This window comes from Burkholderia sp. MSMB1459WGS (assembly GCF_001534535.1).
In the GTDB taxonomy this organism is placed as follows: domain Bacteria; phylum Pseudomonadota; class Gammaproteobacteria; order Burkholderiales; family Burkholderiaceae; genus Burkholderia.
In genome coordinates this window covers 22,139-39,633 of record NZ_LPMU01000039.1, presented here as the reverse complement: position 1 = coordinate 39,633, position 17,495 = coordinate 22,139, and the positions used below count along the sequence as shown (strand labels likewise).

The window sequence follows — 17,495 nt, the reverse complement described above, 5'->3', positions numbered from 1 at the left end:
GGCGCACGGCTACGCGCCTGTCGACGAGGACGACGACGACGCGAGCGGCACCGTCACCGACGTGCCGGCCGGATCGAGCGTCAGGCCCGTGCCGGGCGTCGGCCGCAGCGTCGCCTCGTAGTCGCTGGAGAGGACGACGAGCCCCAGCCGGTGGCCGGCTTCCAGCTTGTAGTCGCGCGGCATGAACGTCAGCTTCAGGTCGTACGGCATGCCGGGCAGCACGGGTTGCGACACCCACTCGGACAAACGGTTGCGCGGGTCGGTCCACGCACGCGTGACGATCGTCGCCGTGCCGTCCGGCGCGCGGTCGATCAACAGCGCCGTCACGTTCGCGACACCCGTGAAGGTCAGCCTGACGCGCGCGGTCGCGGCGCCGGAGAGGCGCGTCGCGGCCGTCAGCGGGGCCGTCTCGAAGCGGCTGCGGTTTTCGCCCGTCGGCGTGTTCGCCAGCGTGAGCGCGGGAATGCGCGCATCGTCGGTGAAGCGTGCGAGCGGGCCGCCGCTCGGCAGCCGCAGCAGCGTGCCGGTGCCGGCGCCGTCGCCGCCCGCGAAGTACGTGACCGGCGTGGCGTGCCGTGCGGCCCAGTCGGCTTCCTTCAGCAGCGTGCCGTCCGCTTGCGCGATCACCGCGCGCGGATCGCGCTCGACGCCGTTGTCATAGCCGATCAGGTAGCGCGTGAACCACCGGTTCACCTCCGCGGTCCATGCGTCGGCCATCGCCGGCACACGGGTCGGATCGGTGTGTTTCAGGCGATGCAGCCACAGCTGGGTCGGCACGCCCTGGCGTCGCATCGCCAGATACCACGACGTCGACTGGTCGACGCGCACGTTGTCGTCGGTGAGCCCCTGCGCGACGAGCGCCGGTGCGACCGCGAACGCGGTCGGAATGTCGCGCGCGGCCCAGAACGGCGAATAGTCGCCGGTCTTGCGGTCCTCCTGCTGCAGCGCTTCGTCGATCAGGTGCGTGCAGCGCTCCGGATGCGCGTTCGTCAGCAGCGCCTTGATGTACACGTCGACATCCTCGCCCTGGTAGCCTTCCGGCGCGCGCACGAGCCCGCCCGAGCGGTAGTAGCCGTACATGTTCGACAGCCCGGCCACCGGCACGATCGCGTCGAGCCCGCGCGTGCGCAGGCTCGCGACCATCTTCGGCAGCGTGCCGTCGTACGACACGCCGTACATGCCGACGTGGCCCGTCGACCAGTTCGCGACGACCGTCTTGCCGTTCGCGTCCTTCGCGGTCGCGTCGCGGCCGAGCCAGCGGATCACCGACGCCATCGCGACCGATTCGTCGCGCGTCAGGATCGTCGGGCAGCCGTCCGAGCCGGCGGTGCCGAGCGAATCCGCATAGACGATCGTGAAGCCGCGCGGCACGAAGTAGCTTTCGATCCACGAGCGGCCGGCGGCGGCCGCCTCGATCTGCTGCAGCATCCGCGATTGCGGCGCGGCGGCCAGGATGCGGGTGGACGCCGATGCCGCGGCGCCGGCCGCCGCGGCCGGATGCGGCGTGCCGTCGAGTTCGACGTCGACGTCGTGGTCGGGGCTGTCGGCGAGCCCTGCGTAATACGGGCTCGCGAGCACGATGACGGGCGTGCGCGCGCCGTTCGCGGTCTCGGACGGCCGCACGATGCGCACGTGGATGCGGTCGCGCGTGCCGTCGCCGTCGGAGTCGACCGGCGTGTCGACCCACGCGTTCTCCTCGATCGTGCCGCCGGACAGCGACGGCTGCACCTGGCCGTTGCTGATCACCGGCTTGTAGCGCCCGTTGCTCGCGGGATTCGCGTAAGGAACGCCGGACGGCGAAAAGTGCGACGCGAACGATTGCGTATCGGATGTATCGGCCGCGGCAGCGGCCCCCTCCCGTTGGCCCTGCGCGAGCGCTGACACGCCCGCCACGCCGCCGCCGTCGTCGCCGCCGCACGCGGCAAGCGTCGCGGCCGCCACGAGCGCGGGCAGCCATGCGCGCCGCACTCCGGTTCGATGAATGTTCATTGAATCGACCTCGTCTCTTGTGTTTGTCTGGAACCGGCCGGCTCGCGATACGCCCCCTGCGGCCTGGCCGGGTGCTGCGTCGGATGAAGCGGAACTGCACCATCGAACAACGACGGGCGAGACGTACGGGACGCTCGCCCGGCGCCGGCGAGCGTCAGGCAACGCGCAGCCGGCCGGCGTCGAGGCGAGCGCGTCGCCCCGAACGGAAATCGTCAGTGCGGCGGTTCGCCGAGAACGCCGTAAATAAAGGAGTGCGAATCGAATATGGGCATGCCCGAGCTTCCTTCAGGTTTCGGATGAAACGGAACGGCACGACGCGATGAGGCGGGAATGTTGCGAACGGCGGTGCTGCAACGACAGGAAAGCGCGACGCGAGTCGGCACGCTGGCCGGATTGCTTTCCGGAAGCTTGCGCAAAAGTTATCTCAGTGAAATGCGCGTGTCAAACTTTTTTAGTTCGAGTCAAACAAAGTTTCGTTGCGCGGCGGCGGGCGGGCCGACTTCCCGAAGCCCGTCCGTAAACAGGGAAAGGCGGGCTGAAAAAGAGAGAGTGCAATGGCGATTCCGGTCACGGAGGCGGCCGGTCTTTCGCCCGCGCACACGCGCGGGCGGCGCTCGACGGGCGCCGGCTGGGGTAGGGCTGGCGCAGTAGGCGCGGCCCCGCGCCGATTCAGACGCTGTAGCCGATCCGCAGGACACCCCATGGCCGGCCGCCGACGACGATCGGCGCGGATACGTCCTTCATCAGCACGAACTGGCCGTTGCCCATGTCGCGGCGATAGGTCTGCAACAGGAACGGCTTGTTATGCGAGACGGACATGCGCGCCGTCCGGTCCGTGTAGATCCGGCGGTTCCGGCAATTCGCCGCGTTCCAGGCGGCGTCTGCGCGCTGAGGCAGCGAGAACTTCCGGTTGTGGGTCGGCAGGTAGCACTGGCGGTCGAAGCTCGCGCAATAGACGATGCGTTCGTCCACGTCGAGCACCGGCTCCTGGATGGCGGGCAGCACGCGATCGGTGAACGCGGTGAAGCGTGTCATGAACTGCTGCGGGTCGGTGCCCGGAATCGGTTCGTAGTGCGCATCGAAGAGCGCGTCGAGCCCGATATCGCCGCGGCCGACCGCCTCCTCGAAGAGTTTGCCGATCGCGGCGGCCGTGTGCCGCGCGGTGTCGATCAGCCGCGTGTCGGGCGATTCGATGCCGGTCGCGGCCGTGAGCTCGATCAGCGTCTCGGAGACGGAGAGCAGATTGCCGAGCCGGTCCTTGGCCTGCGAGAAGTTGTCGGCCGAATTCTCGACGCCGGACGCCATCTCGCCCACCTGCTCGTCGAGACGGTGGCACTGCGTCTCGATCTCGTCCGTCAGCGACGCGATCTGTTCGGCTTCTCCTGCAAGCTCGGTGATCGCGTGGCCGGTCGCATGCACGACCTCGCCGATCGTGCGCGTGCCCTCGCGCACGCGATGCGCGCGGGCGGCGTTGTCGGTGCCTTCCGCGATCAGGTGTTCGGTCTGCTCGGCGAGCCGCGCGAGGGTCGTCTCGATCTGGGCCGTCGCCTGCCCGGTCTTCGCGGACAGGTTCTTGACCTCGGCCGCGACGACCGCGAAGCTGCGTCCCGACTCGCCGGCGCGTGCGGCCTCGATCGCGGCGTTCAGCGCGAGCAGGTGGGTCTGGCGCGCGATGACGGAGATTTCCTCGGACACGGCCCGCACGTGATCGAGCGCGTCGCGCAGCGCGCCCATCTGATCGCCGATCGTGGTGACGCCCTCGACGAGGCCGTGAATGTCGGCGAGCGATGCCTCGATCGTCTGCTGCGACTGCCGGACCGCATTCGACGCATTGGCGCTGACGTCGCGCACCTGCTGGGCGGCCTCGGCGATCCGGTGGTTGCCGCGCAGCGTGAGCGCGGCCGATTCGCGCAGCGTATGGCACACCTGCGCCTGCCGGGCGACGCGGGCCGCGACTTCCTCGACGTGGCCCGACACGTCGCAGATCTCGATGCCGAGCCTGCCGGCCTGTTCGGCGATGTCGCCGACGAGCGCGCGCGACGAACGGCGGCCGCGGCCGATTCCGAAGAAGTTCACGTTGGTGGGCCTCCTTGAGGGCATGCGCGCCGGTTTCCCGGCGAATGTTGGGCGTGCGTTCCTGACTTGACGGCCCCACGGCTGCGGACTTGAGGTCGGGTAAACATCGAGATCGGCATGCTGGATGGTCGGACCGATGCCGGGTGGGATGCGTTTGCGCCACGTTTCCGTGGCGGCGCCCCCGCGGTGCGGAGCCGGACGGGCGGCGCGCGGCGGCCGCCCGTGCGCAGGCGCTGCGTCAGAACACGTGATGGATGCCTGCGTTGACGCCGACCGTCGTGCCCGGCAACCCGTACAACGCGCCGCCCGTGATGCCGAGGCCCGTATTCATCGCACCGTGGTTGTTGACCACGCCAACCTGCGCATACAGGCCCGTTCGTTTCGACAGGCTGTAGTCGGCGCCGATCGCGGCAAGCAGCGAATGATTGTGCGAATCGTTGCGGTCGGTCGTATACCACGCACCGGTGTTCAGGTCGAGGGCGGGCGTGATGCGATAGTCGAGGCCGGCGCTGTACACGTTGTTGCTGAACGAGCCGGCGACCTTGTAGCTCGTGAACGACGCCTTGCCGGTCACCGGCCCGAACGTATAGGCGGTGCCGATCGTGCGGCCGACGAACGCGACCGTGCTCGGCACCGGCGTCGGCGACGTGCCGCCGTTGCCGTCGTAGAGCGCCGCGTTGAGCATGAAGCCGCCGTTCGTATAGGTGAGGCTGCCGGAATACTGGCGTCCCGCCTGGAAGTCTCCGGCCTTGCCGCCGAAACCGAACATCGCGCTGGCCGTCAGCCCGGCGATCGTGGGGCTCGTGTACGAAATCGCGTTCGGGTTGAACAGGCCCGTGACGAGCACGTTGTCGACATACGGCACCAGCGCGGCGCCGAAGTGCGAGACGTTGCGCGGATCCGATCCGAGTATCGCAAGCACGAACGGCGAGAACTGCAGGCCGACCTTCGTTTCGCCGAAGCCGCCGTCGATTCCGACCCACGCCTGGCGGCCGAAGAAGTTGCCGTTCGAATGGCCGAACGCGCCGTCCGTGACGTTGAAGCCGCTTTCCAGCTTGAATCTCGCGTGCAGCCCGCCGCCGAGATCCTCGGTGCCCGCGATGCCGAAGTTGGTCGGCGTCATGCCCGTGTCGGTCAGCGCGAACTGGCGGCCGGCGTTGCCGCCGGTTGCCGAATCGAGCGATCGGTTCGTATAGAGCAATGCGGCGTCGAGATCGCCGTACAGCGTGACGCTGCTCTGCGCGAAACCGTTCGGGCTTGCCGCCGCGCCGAGCAGCGCCGCGCAAATCGTCCATGTCCTGCTCTTCATCGTGTGTCTCCGTTTTTGTGAATGTTCTAATACGTACGACTAATTAAAAATTAGATGGCGAAAGCGATGCGAGCCGCCTGCATGCCGTGCCGTCGGGGAACGCACGGCGCCGCGCCGCGACGCGCCGTCGCGCGCGGGCCCGGCCTCAGGCGAGCTTGGCATAGACGTTGCACCAGCCTTCGGCGGCAACCGTCTTGCCCGCGAACATCGGGCAAGTACCGAAGGATTCGCCCGCGGCGGCCTTGTAGAAGCGGCAGTTCGAACAGGTCTGTCCGGCCTGATACTTCGGGAACTTGCCGGCATCGACGGCCGTGGCCTTTGCGCGGTAGCCGAGCGTCTTCGCTGCGGCGTCGTTCTCGTCGACGGGCGGTGCGGCTGCGAATGCGCGCGTGCCGGCCGCGAGCGCGGCGCACAGGCCGGCGGCCTGTACGAAGAAGGTTCTGCGATGTCGGGAGATCATGATGTATTCCTGAATGAAATGACGAGAAAAGTCCGACCCGCGCGCCGGGCATGCTGCCGGGCACGAAGGTCGACCGAAACGAAAGCGGGCGGGAAGTTATTTGCGCGGGCCGGCGACGAGCGGCGCCTTCGACGCGTTGGCGATATCGGCGGTCAGCTTGGTCTTCGACGCGTCGTAGCCGTTCGAGTACAGCAGGAACGCCATCAGGTCCTCGTATTCCTGGGCAGTCATCTTGCCGGGGCGATCGGCCGGCATGTTGCTCGACATGTACAGGAAGATGCCGCCGACCGTGATGTGCGACTTGCCCTCGGGCGCGAACGATTCCCCGCTCAGCGCGGGTGCGGTATTGCCCTCGAGCTGGTCGCCGTGGCATTTCGCGCATGCATCGGTATAGAGCTTCTTGCCGTGTTGCACCTGCGCCTGGTCGAACGACGGGACGCCACTGCCTTCGCTCGTCGAAACCTTGATGAAGCCGCTTTTTGCCGGCCGCCGAGCGGCCGCGATCGCACCGTCGAGAAACCGCGCGGGCACGGGCGTGGCGGCGGCTTGCGCGATGTCGTCGGGAAGCGTCCAGCCGCGCGTGAGCGACGCGAGACGGCCGTTGCCGCTCATCCGCGACAGCGTGGCGTCGATGCGCCGTTGCAGCGCGTCCTTGCCCGGCCCGAACGCGAACGACAGTTGCCAGTCCGAGTACGGCGACGATGTCGCCGCTACCTTGAACCGTTGTCGCGGATGCGCACGCTCGTAGGCGACGACGCTCGGATACCAGACGATCGCGCGCTGCGCGCGACCCGTGGCGAGCGCGCCGATCGTCTTTTCGCTCGTGTTTTCGAGGTCGAAGCGGGCGTTCGCCTGCTGCGCGGCGATCAGTTGCGACGGGCTGCCGTACGTGGCCGCGATCGTTTCCTTCGCGCCGGTCGGCGCTTGCGCGTCGCGCAGCGACACGCTGACGTAGCCGGAGCGCAGATAGCCTTGCGAGAACGTCATTTTCGATCCCGACGCATCGGCGATCGCCGAACGCGGGAAACCCGCGATCACGTCGCAGTCGCGTTCGAGCGATTTCGTCAGCTCGCTGGCGGAGATGCCGTCGTCGTCGCCGTTGTCGTCGACGCCGCGTGTGTTGAAGGTCGCAGCGATGCCTGCGGTGCGGAACACCTCGCGCGCAACCGAGCGGTCGAGCGCCGTGGTGGGGCTGCCGGGCAACGTGCAGACGCGCACGCCGGCTGACGCGGCTGCCGGTGTCAGCGCCACGCCCACGGCGAGCAGACTGGCGACGGTAACGGAAGTGAGGCGAGTATTCATGGTCGTGGGTCCGGTTGAAGCGGATGGGGCGTCGCGCCCGCATCGGGCGCATGCGGGCGCGACTCGGGCGCGATTCGGGCGTGGCGCCGGTTCAGTTGAGCGCGAACACGTAGAGCGTGCCGCCGCGCGGAACGTCCTTCGCGATGTCGGCCATCGGGCCGCCCCAGATCGGGTTTGCGCCGCCGTAGCCGGCGAGCACGGCGACATACTCCTTGCCGTCGACCTCGTACACCGACGGCTGCGAAATGATGCCGCTCGCCAGTTGCGGGCTTTCCCACAGCACCTTGCCGGTCGCCGTGTCGAACGCGTACAGGTGGCCGTCGAGCGAGCCGCTGAACGCGAGGCCGCTCGCCGTGGTCGCGACGCCGCCGTTCCACGGCTTCTTCGTCCAGTGACTCCACAGCTTCTTGCCGGTGTTCACGTCGATGGCCGTCAGTTCGCCGTAGCCTTCGCTGCCCGGCTCGGGCTTGATCTCGAAGCCTTCGCCGAGATACGGCAGGCCTTCCATGTAGCTGACCGATTTGCCGGTCAGGCTCATGCACGCATGCAGCGCGGGTACGACCGCGATGTTGCGTTCCTGGTCGTACGAGATCGACCACCAGTTCTTGCCGCCGAGGAAGCTCGGGCACGTTTCGATCGTCGTGCCGGCCTTCGGGAACTTCGATGCGTCCTGGATCGGCTTGCCGTCGGCCGTGTAGCCGGTGACCGACAACGCCTTCACGAACGGCGTCGCGTAGATCAGCTTGCCGGTCGTGCGGTCGATCGCGTGGAAGAAGCCGTTGCGGTCGGCGTGGATGATCGCGTCGTAGTCCTTGCCCTTGTACTTGATGTCCGCGAGGACGGCCGCGTTCACGCCGTCGTAGTCCCACGTGTCGTTGTTCGTGTACTGGTAATGCCACTTCAGGTTGCCGCTCTTCGCATCGAGCGCGAGCAGCGAGTCGGAATACAGGTTGTCGCCGGGACGCAGCGCCGCGAGCCATGGGCCCGGGTTGCCGACGCCCCAGTACAGCGTGCGCGACGCGGCGTCGTACGTGCCGGTGAGCCACGCTGCGCCGCCGCCATGGCTTTGCATGCCGTCGGGCCAGGTTTCCGCGCCCTTTTCGCCGGCGGCGGGGATCGTGTAGCGTTTCCAGATCTGCGAGCCGTCCTCCGGATTCAGCGCGGCGATGTAGCCGCGAATGCCGTATTCGCCGCCGGACGTGCCGACGACGATCGCGCCGTCGATCGCGAGCGGTGCGAGCGAGAACGCGTAGCCGAGGCCCGGCTCGAACATCTGCTTCTTCCACACGAGATTGCCGCTCTGCGCGTCGAGCGCCGCGATTTCGCCGTTCAGCATCGCGATGTAGACGTTCTTGCCGTACAGCGCGACGCCACGGTTGACGACGTCGCAGCACGCGGTCTTGAACGATGCGGCGCCGAGCTTCGGCTCGTATTTCCACAACTGCTTGCCGGTCTTCGCATCGAACGCGTAGACGTTGTCCTTCGGCGTCGTCACGAACAGGTAGTTGCCGTTGACGATCGGCGTGGCCTCGAAGCCTTGCTTCAGGTCGGCGGGGAATTTGTACGCCCACACCTGCTTGAGATCCTTCGCGTTCGACGTGTCGATCTGCTTGAGCGGCGAATGCGAGCGGCCGTCGTAGGTGCGGTAGTAAGTCAGCCAGCCCGGGTCGCCGTGTGCATCGGTCAGGCGCTGGTAGGTCACGGCAGGGTAGTCCGCGGCCGCTTCGACGAGGCCGGGGTTCAGCGCGACGGCGGCCGCCACCGCGATTCCGATCGTCGCCAGCCGGCTCGCTGAAGCCGAGAGTTTCTTCATGGTTGTCTCCTGGGTCATTGTGGTCGCACCGCGCCGCGAACGATTCGTCGCGCCGGCACGGTTGGGGTTCCGGGCCGAGTGCACTGCCCGTCACGCAAGTCGCATGCCATCGCGGCCGGAAGCCGGTGTGGCGCGGCGTACCGGCGCATCGCAGGCGATGCGTCGCACGACGCAGCGCGCCATCGGCTCGACGAAGGTGTTGCATTCAGGGACACCGTCGCGCGTGAAGTGTTGCCAAACATGACAGGTGGCGCAGTCCGCGGAACAGCGGGCCGTCGGTCGCGCGCATGCCGGTCCGACGCGATGGGCGGGGCAGTGCGCGCCGCTCTTGCTCGGGGGCTGGCACGGTTCTCGCACGCCGGCTTCGCGACACCCGTCGCCGCGCGGTGCATCGCACGGGCCGGCGCAATGCAAGTGCGGAGACAACGGAAATGATCAGGAGGCCAAAGGCAGCCGGGCGCGACGTCGCGACGCGGCGTGGCCGGCGTGTGCGATGCGTCGGCACGACCCTCGGCGCGCTGGCGCTGTGCGGCCTGCCGCCCGGTGGCGTGCGCGCGCAGCAGCAGGCGGAGGGCGCCGCGGCCGCGCTGCCCGCCTCGACCGTCGTGCTGCCCGCGGTGGTCGTCGTCGGCACGACGCCGCTGCTCGGGATCGGCACGCCGCTGTCGAAGGTGCCGGCGAACGTGCAGACGGTGCGGGCGGCCGAGCTCGACGTGCAGCACCGTGCGACGCTCGCCGATTTCTTCGCCGCGAACCTGCAGAGCGTGACGATCTCGGACGCGCAGGGCAACCCGTACCAGACGGACGTCAACTATCGCGGCTTCGCCGCGTCGCCGCTGCTCGGCACGCCGCAGGGCTTGTCGGTGTTCGTCGACGGCGTGCGCGTGAACGAGCCGTTCGGCGACGTCGTGAACTGGGACATCCTGCCCATGCAGGCGATCGACCGCGTGCAGCTGATTCCGGGCTCAAACCCGGTGTACGGGCGCAATACGCTCGGCGGTGCGCTCGCGATCACGACGAAGAACGGCCGGTCGAACCCGGGCGGCGAAGCGGAGGTGTCGGGCGGCGCGTGGGGCCGCAAGACCGCGGGTATCGAGCAGGGCGGGACGATCGGCCCGAACCTCGATTACTACGCGAGCGCGAACGTCGCGAACGACGGCGGCTGGGCCGACCGCAACGCGAGCCGCGTGAGGCAGGCGTTCGGCAAGCTGCGCTACACCGATGCGGACACGACGCTGTCGATCGCCGCAGGCGGCGCGGACAACACGCTGTCCGGCACCCAGACGATCCCGCGCTCGTTCCTCGGCAACCCGAAGCAGGCGTATACGTATCCGGACCGCAACCGCAACGGCGCCGGCTACCTGACGCTGTCGGGCGACCGCTTTTTCGGCGAGCACGTCGAGTTGAGCGGCAATGCGTACTACCGGCACCTGCGCAATGCCAACACGAGCAGCAACAACAATACGGACTACGGATCGGTGGACGACGACGGTACGGTCGACACGGTGCAGGGCCGCAACGCGCAATCGACGATCGTCACCGACAGCTACGGCGGCAGCGTGCAGCTCACGCTGCTCGGCAAGCTCGACGGGATGGAGAATCAACTGGTCGCGGGCGTGTCGGCCGATATCGCGAACTCGAGCTACGTCGCGTCGTCGCAGGAGGCGTCTTTCACCGACGCGCGCGCGGCGATCTGCAGCGGCGATTTCGTCCGGCAGACCAGCGCGAAGACGCGCAACGCGAATGTCGGCGCATACCTGAGCGATGCGCTGTCGCTGACGCCGCACTGGACGCTGACGCTGTCGGGCCGCTACGACTGGTCGAAGGCGCGGATCGGCGACGAGAGCGGCGTGCAGCCGCTGCTCGACGGCAACCATGTGTTCTCGCGCTTCAACCCGGCCGTCGGGCTCAACTGGAACCCGGTCGCGGGCTTCACCGCGTATGCGGCCTACAACGAAGGCATGCGTTCGCCGACCGCGATCGAGCTCGCCTGCGCGGACCCGGCCGCACCGTGTTCGCTGCCGAACGACTTCATCGCCGACCCGGCGCTCAAGCCCGTGATCTCGAAGACGTTCGAAGCCGGCGTGCGCGGCCGCATCGGCGCGGCGACGACCTGGAGCGCCGCCGCCTACCGCACGACGCTGACCGACGACATTCAATTCATCAGCAGCCCGGCCAGCGCGCAGGGCTATTTCCGCAACGTCGGCGACACGCGGCGGCAGGGTATCGAGCTCGCCGGCCGCACGCGGCTCGGTCCGCTCGATGTCGGGCTGTCGTACAGCCATGTCGATGCGACCTACCGATCGTCGTGGACCGAACACAGCCCCGCGAATTCGGCGGCCGACGCGAACGGCAACGTGACGGTCAAGCCGGGCGACCGCGTGCCCGGCATTCCCGCGCATACGGTGAAGCTGCGGCTCGACTATGCGGCGACGCGCGCGTGGGACATCGGCGCGAACGTCACCTGGCGCAGCGACGTGTACGCGCGCGGCGACGAGAACAACGCCGACGCGAACGGCCGGATCGCGGGCTACGTGCTGGTCGATCTCGACATGCGTTACCGGGTCACGAAGCGGGTCGAGGTGTTCGCGAGCGTGACGAACCTGTTCGACAAGCACTACGCAAGCTTCGGCGCGCTCGGCCAGAATTTCTTCAACGGGCCGAACCACACGTTCGACGGCGCCCATCCGGTGAACGAGCAGTTCGTCGGGCCGGGCGCGCCGCGCGGCGCGTGGGTCGGCGTGCGCTATGCGTGGGATTGAGCGGCGCGCGGCCGCGTGCGTGATCGCGTCACGACGCGAATGGGCGCGGAGTCGTCACGCGAACGGCGTTGTCGCGAACATCGCATGCACGGCGCGTGCGACGCTGCGCGCCAACGCGGGCTCGCTTGCCAGATGCCCGGCCTTCACGCGTTCGATCTTCGCGTCGGGAGCGGCTCGCGCGAGTCGCTCGACATTGTCGACCGGGCAAACGGGATCGTCCATCCCGTGCGCGGCGAACAACGGCACGCGGGCTTGCGCGGCCCGTCGCGCGAGCGCGAGCACGCGGCGCTCGCCGAGCCAGCAATCGTGTTGCAGGTAGTGCGCCTGGATCCGGTATTTGTCGATCAGCCGGCCGACGGTCTTGTCCGAATGGATCGCGTGCACGGGCGAGCGGCGCGTGCGCGCCGATCCGAGGACGGCGTTTTCGTACGCGCGCCACGCGAGCGCCACGGCGCGCTGGCGGGCCGCGCCCGCGCCGTGGCGCAGCCGCTGCGCGCAGCGCGACAGCAGGCGATCCGGCCGGCCGCCGCCGGCCGCTGCATGCAGGCGTCGCCATTCGCGCGGCGCACGCGAACGGGAAGTCGTGAAGAGTCCGCGGACTTCGCGTGGCGACGTCAGGAACAGGCCGCGCAGCACGACGCCCGTCACCCGCTCCGGATGCGTGCCGGCATACGCGAGTGCGAGCGCGGCGCCCCACGATCCGCCGACGACGCCCCAGCGTGCAATGCCGAGCTGCTCGCGCACCGCCTCCAGATCCGCGATCAACTGCGCGGTGTTGTTGTGGCGCGTGCCGCCGCGTGGAGCGGATGCGCCCGCACCGCGCTGGTCGACGAGCACGACGCGCATGCAGGTGAGATCGAACAGCCGCAGGATGCCGGCCTGGCTGCCGCTGCCGGGCCCGCCGTGCAGCACGACGACCGGATGGCCGTGCGCGGCGCCGGCCACGGCGAATGCGATCGATTGCGCGTCGCGGTGCAGGCGGCGGCGCACGGGCGCGGTCGGCGACGCTGGCGTGTCGGGCAAGGCCCGCGGCGCGGGCGACGGCGTGGATCGAATCGGGCGACGTGTCATGTCGATAGGGTCCGGGCGGAATGGGAAGAGGCAACCGTCGCTCGGCTGGGCATGGCGACCGGATGGGTTCTGCGATGAAGCCAGAAACGCGCCAGCCGGAAAGCTCCGGATTCGCACGGGTAGCCGCGCGTCGGGAAATCGCGGTATCACGAAGCCTTGGCCGTCGCGCGACACGACGCCGCCACACCCGGACGATTCATTACATCGTGCTTTCAATTCGTATCCGGGTGCCGGCGTGGCCCGATGCTTGCTTGCAATGACGGCAAAGCATCCGGCAGTTGACCGGAAGGATCCCCCGGAGGAGACAATGCGCGACGACGTAGAGCAGGCGGCCGGGTCACGGGCCGCGCATCCCGCTGGCTGGCCCGCACCATCGATCCAGAAGGCCCATGAGCGCTCGGAGACGTTCGGCCTGCGGGTGTCGGCACGGCCCGACTACGACGTGCTGTCGAACTCGGCGCTGGTGCTCAAGCGCGAGCAGAACCGCGTGCTGTGCGTGCACGCGATGCCGGTGATGGAGACGCTGCACGAGCAGATCGTCAACACGCAGAGCATGATCGTGCTGACCGATGCGGAAGGCCTGATCCTGCATTCGATCGGCGACGACGATTTCCTGCGCCGCGCGGAGAAAGTCGCGCTGCGCCCGGGCGCGAACTGGGCGGAGAACCGGCAGGGCACCAACGCGATCGGCACGGCGCTGGCCGAGCTGTGCCCGATGGTCGTCCACGGCGACCAGCACTTCCTGGCCGCGAACCGCTTCCTGACCTGTTCGAGCGTGCCGATCCTCGATCCGTACGGCGACGCGATCGGGGTGCTCGACGTGACGGGCGATCACCGCAGCTATCACCAGCACACGATGGCGCTTGCGAAGATGTCGGTGCAGATGATCGAGAATCACCTGTTTACGACAACCTTCCAGGAAACGCTGCAGGTGTCGTTCCATGGCCGCCCCGAGTTCCTCGGCACGCTGATGGAGGGGATCGTCGCGTTCACCGCGGACGGCCGCTTCCTGTCGGCCAATCGCAGCGCGCAGTTCCAGCTCGGCATGCCGCTCGCCGCGCTGCGCGCGCACACGCTGTCGTCGCTGTTCGACATCACCAGTGCGCAACTGATCGACCGCATGCGCGCGAGCACCGACCGGCACCTGATGCTGAATCTCGGTAACGGCGCGGTGGTCTGCGCGCGCGTGCACTTTCGCCGCGCGACGCTCGCCGAAGGCAGCCGGCCGACCGACGTCCACGACGCGGGGGCGCCGGCCGCACACTCGAACGCGGTGCCCGCGCCGGCCGCGGGCACGTCGGCCGGCTTGTCGCGGCTCCACTATCTCGACACCGGCGACGCGCAGGTCGCGTGCGTGATCGCGAAGGTGCGCAAGGTGATCGGCAAGGACATCCCGATCCTGATCACCGGCGAGACCGGCACCGGCAAGGAACTGCTCGCGCAGGCGATCCACAACGACTCGCCGCGCCGCGCCGCGCCGTTCGTCGCGGTCAACTGCGCGTCGATTCCGGAGACGCTGATCGAGTCCGAGCTGTTCGGTTACGAGGAGGGCGCGTTCACCGGTGCGCGCCGCAAGGGGGCGATCGGCAAGCTGCTGCAGGCGAACGGCGGCACGCTGTTCCTCGACGAGATCGGCGACATGCCGTATCCGCTGCAGGTGCGGCTGCTGCGCGTGCTGCAGGAGCGCCTCGTGAATCCGCTCGGGTCGACGAGGACGATCGCCGTGGACATCGCGATCATCTGCGCGACCCACCGCGATTTGCGCGAGATGATCGCGCAGAACCGCTTTCGCGAGGATCTGTACTACCGGCTCAACGGCCTCGTGGTGCGCCTGCCGCCGTTGCGCGACCGCACGGATCTCGCGGTCGTCGTGCAGAAAATGCTGCAACGCGAGGCGTTCGCGGGCCCCGGCCGGCCGCCGTTGTCCGTCGCGCCGGACGTGATGGCGCTGTTCGTGCGCTGCACGTGGCCGGGCAATTTCCGCCAGCTCGGCAACCTGCTGCGCACGGCGGCGGCCATGGTCGACGACGACGGCGAAATCCGGCGCGAGCACCTGCCGGACGACTTCTTCGACGACCTGCGGCGCGCCGACGCGCAGGCCGTGCAGACCACGCCCGATGCGCTCGCCGCGGCGGGCGGCGGGGCCCGCATCGCGGACGCGTCGCTGCCCGCCGACGCGCGTCTCCAGGATGTCGCCGCGTCCGCGATCGCCGCCGCGCTCGCGCGTCATGGCGGCAACGTATCCGCCGCGGCGCGCGCGCTCGGCGTCTCGCGCAACACGATCTACCGGAAGATGCCGGCCGCCGACGCGGGGCGCCATCCATCCGACGGCGACTGACGCGCGGCCGTCGCACGGTGCGCGACCTGTCACAGCCGGTGTGTCAAGTTGCAACACCGGTGTTCAACGATTCAACACTTGTGACCACTCGCGGGCAGCGTGCCGCCGGGGCGGCGGCACGCATTCGCGGGAATCGTGTCGGCTATTCGTAAGGATTGCGTCCCGATGCCCGGATGACGGCCGTCGAGGGCCGCCGTGCCGCCGAAGTACGGCTTCGGCACGCTCCTTGCTGAACAGGAACCGACCGCTCGATTGCCGCGGTCGTTCGATCCATCCAGCAACGCTTCAATCATCAACTCGACAGGAGACACACCATGCAGTGGACGACACCGTCTTACACCGACCTGCGCTTCGGCTTCGAAATCACGATGTACATCGCCAACCGCTGATCGCCGTGCGCGCCGCCCGTTTCGCCGTGGTCGGCGCGGGCGGCCTCGGGAATTGACGCCCATGAAGATCAAGATACTCGGCTCGGGAGCCGGCGGCGGCCTGCCGCAATGGAACTGCAATTGCGCGAACTGCCGCCGTGCGCGCAACGGAAGCGGCCACGTGCTGTCGCGCACGCAATCGTCGATCGCGGTCAGCGACGACGGCGTCGACTGGGTCCTCGTCAACGCGTCGCCCGACATTCTTTCCCAGTTGCGCGCGGATCCGGACCTGCAACCGGCGCGCGCGATCCGCGACAGCGGCGTCGCCGCCGTCGTGCTGTGCGACGCGCAGATCGATCACGTGACGGGCCTGCTGATGCTGCGCGAGCGCTCGACGCCGCTGCCGCTCTACGCGAGCGCGCCGGTGCTCGACGACCTGTCGACCGGCTTGCCGCTCGTGCCGCTGCTCGGCCATTACTGCGGCGTCGCCGCGCACACGATCGTGCCCGGCGAGCCGTTTGCGGTGCCGGCGGCGGGCGGGATCCGTTTCACCGCGATCGCCGTCGACAGCAAGCCGCCGCCTTATTCGCCGCGGCGCGCGGCGGCCGCGCCCGGCGACAACATCGCGCTGTCGATCGAAGACGTCGCGAGCGGGCGGCGCGCGTTCTATGCGCCGGGGCTCGCGTCGGTCACCGACGACGTGCGCGCGGCAATGGACGGCGCCGATCTCGTGCTGGTGGACGGCACGTTCTGGACCGGGACCGAGATGATCGACCTCGGCCTGTCGGGCAAGCACGCGGCCGACATGGGGCATCTCGCGCAGTGCGCGGAAGGCGGGCGGCCCGGCATGATCGACTGGCTCGACCTGCTGCCCGCACGAACGCGCAAGGTGCTCACGCACATCAACAACACGAACCCGATTCTCGATCCGCATTCCGTCGAACACGCGCACCTGCGTGCGCATGGCATCGATGTCGCACACGACGGCATGCAATTCCAGGTCTGACGATGAACGCACCGATCCCAGCTACGGCGTTGCACGCGACGCCCTGGACCGCGACCGAATTCGAGGCGCGCCTGCGTGCGCTCGAATCGCGCTATCACATCCATCATCCGTTTAACCGGCGGCTCAACAGCGGCGCCTGTTCGCCCGCGCAGATCCGCGGCTGGGTCGCGAACCGCTTCTACTACCAGATCTGCATTCCGCTCAAGGATGCAGCGATCCTGTCGAACTGCGCCGATCGCGATACGCGGCGCCGCTGGATCCAGCGGCTGATCGACCACGACGGGCAGGGCGACAACGAGGGCGGCATCGAGGCGTGGGTGCGGCTCGGCGAGGCGTGCGGCCTCACGCGTGCCGAACTGTGGTCGCTCGAACACGTGCTGCCCGGCGTGCGTTTCGCGGTGGATGCGTATGTGAATTTCGCGCGGCGCGCGCCGTGGCAGGAAGCCGTGTGCTCGTCGCTGACCGAGATGTTCGCACCGCAGATCCATCTCGACCGGCTCGCGGGCTGGCCGTCGCATTACCCGTGGATCGAGCCGGCCGGGCTGCATTACTTCCGCAGCCGCGTGCCGCTCGCGCAGCGCGACGTCGAGCATGGGCTCGCGGTCACGTTGCAGCATTTCACGACACCGGACGCCCAGCAGCGCGCGCTCGGCATTCTGCAATTCAAGCTCGACATCCTGTGGTCGATGCTCGACGCCGTCGAAAAGGCCTACCCCCAATGAACGCGATCGAAGCCGCCAGCGGCGTGCCGCTGCGCCCCTGCCTCAGGGGCATGTACCGCCTGCAATGGGAGGCGGCCCAGGATGCGTACGTACTTCTCTATCCGGAGGGCATGGTCAAGCTCAATCCGAGTGCCGGCGAGATTCTCGCGCGCTGCGACGGCACGCGCGAACTGGACGACATCATCGGCGAACTCGAGCGCCTGTTCATGCAATCGGATCTCGCGACCGACGTCTACCGTTTTCTCGATCATGCGCGACTGCGCGGCTGGCTGGACTGAC

Annotated in this window: 13 protein-coding genes; 6 read left to right on the top strand and 7 right to left on the bottom strand. The window is 68.5% G+C overall.

What is annotated here, in order from left to right; genetic code table 11:
* Positions 1-9: 9 nt before the first annotated feature.
* The 6 genes from WT97_RS16115 to WT97_RS16090 all read right to left on the bottom strand — a co-directional run bounded on the left by WT97_RS16115 (position 10) and on the right by WT97_RS16090 (position 8,949).
* A complete protein-coding gene (locus tag WT97_RS16115; protein WP_060353792.1) occupies positions 10-1,989 on the bottom strand; it encodes a Xaa-Pro dipeptidyl-peptidase in 1,980 nt (659 codons plus the stop codon).
* A 669-nt stretch (positions 1,990-2,658) separates the two neighbouring features.
* Positions 2,659-4,065, bottom strand: a complete 1,407-nt coding sequence (locus tag WT97_RS16110) for a methyl-accepting chemotaxis protein (RefSeq protein ID WP_060353791.1) — start codon at positions 4,063-4,065, stop codon at positions 2,659-2,661.
* A gap of 238 nt (positions 4,066-4,303) precedes the next feature.
* Complete coding sequence (locus WT97_RS16105; protein ID WP_059502212.1) at positions 4,304-5,374, bottom strand: porin; 1,071 nt, start codon at positions 5,372-5,374, stop codon at positions 4,304-4,306.
* A 145-nt stretch (positions 5,375-5,519) separates the two neighbouring features.
* Positions 5,520-5,834: a high-potential iron-sulfur protein gene (locus WT97_RS16100; RefSeq protein WP_060353790.1), complete on the bottom strand. Its 315-nt coding sequence runs from the start codon at positions 5,832-5,834 to the stop codon at positions 5,520-5,522.
* A 96-nt stretch (positions 5,835-5,930) separates the two neighbouring features.
* Positions 5,931-7,136, bottom strand: a complete 1,206-nt coding sequence (locus WT97_RS16095; RefSeq protein WP_060353789.1) for a c-type cytochrome — start codon at positions 7,134-7,136, stop codon at positions 5,931-5,933.
* A 91-nt stretch (positions 7,137-7,227) separates the two neighbouring features.
* Positions 7,228-8,949 carry a methanol/ethanol family PQQ-dependent dehydrogenase gene (locus WT97_RS16090; protein ID WP_059502749.1) on the bottom strand — a complete coding sequence of 574 codons (1,722 nt, stop codon included), beginning with the start codon at positions 8,947-8,949 and terminating at the stop codon, positions 7,228-7,230.
* A gap of 431 nt (positions 8,950-9,380) precedes the next feature.
* Here WT97_RS16090 and WT97_RS16085 point away from each other — a divergent pair, with 431 nt between their 5' ends.
* Entirely contained in the window at positions 9,381-11,711 is a 2,331-nt protein-coding gene (locus WT97_RS16085) for a TonB-dependent receptor (protein WP_060353788.1), read from the top strand.
* Positions 11,712-11,765: 54 nt separating this feature from the next.
* Here the strand turns inward: WT97_RS16085 and WT97_RS16080 are convergent, their stop codons facing one another.
* Positions 11,766-12,782: an alpha/beta fold hydrolase gene (locus tag WT97_RS16080; RefSeq protein WP_060353787.1), complete on the bottom strand. Its 1,017-nt coding sequence runs from the start codon at positions 12,780-12,782 to the stop codon at positions 11,766-11,768.
* A 307-nt stretch (positions 12,783-13,089) separates the two neighbouring features.
* On the opposite strand from WT97_RS16080, the gene WT97_RS16075 reads away from it, so the two are divergent.
* The 5 genes from WT97_RS16075 (at position 13,090) to pqqD (ending at position 17,494) form a co-directional block, all read left to right on the top strand.
* Entirely contained in the window at positions 13,090-15,120 is a 2,031-nt protein-coding gene (locus WT97_RS16075) for a sigma-54-dependent Fis family transcriptional regulator (protein ID WP_060353786.1), read from the top strand.
* A 314-nt stretch (positions 15,121-15,434) separates the two neighbouring features.
* Positions 15,435-15,509, top strand: a complete 75-nt coding sequence (gene pqqA, locus WT97_RS32875; RefSeq protein ID WP_006485436.1) for a pyrroloquinoline quinone precursor peptide PqqA — start codon at positions 15,435-15,437, stop codon at positions 15,507-15,509.
* A gap of 61 nt (positions 15,510-15,570) precedes the next feature.
* A complete protein-coding gene (pqqB, locus tag WT97_RS16070) occupies positions 15,571-16,494 on the top strand; it encodes a pyrroloquinoline quinone biosynthesis protein PqqB (RefSeq protein WP_060353785.1) in 924 nt (307 codons plus the stop codon).
* A 2-nt stretch (positions 16,495-16,496) separates the two neighbouring features.
* Entirely contained in the window at positions 16,497-17,216 is a 720-nt protein-coding gene (gene pqqC, locus WT97_RS16065; RefSeq protein WP_059790080.1) for a pyrroloquinoline-quinone synthase PqqC, read from the top strand.
* Positions 17,213-17,494 (top strand): pyrroloquinoline quinone biosynthesis peptide chaperone PqqD, encoded by a 282-nt coding sequence (pqqD, locus tag WT97_RS16060; RefSeq protein ID WP_006480620.1) that lies wholly within the window; start codon positions 17,213-17,215, stop codon positions 17,492-17,494. The genes pqqC and pqqD overlap by 4 nt, the downstream gene beginning before the upstream one ends.
* The last annotated feature ends 1 nt before the right edge of the window (position 17,495 follow it).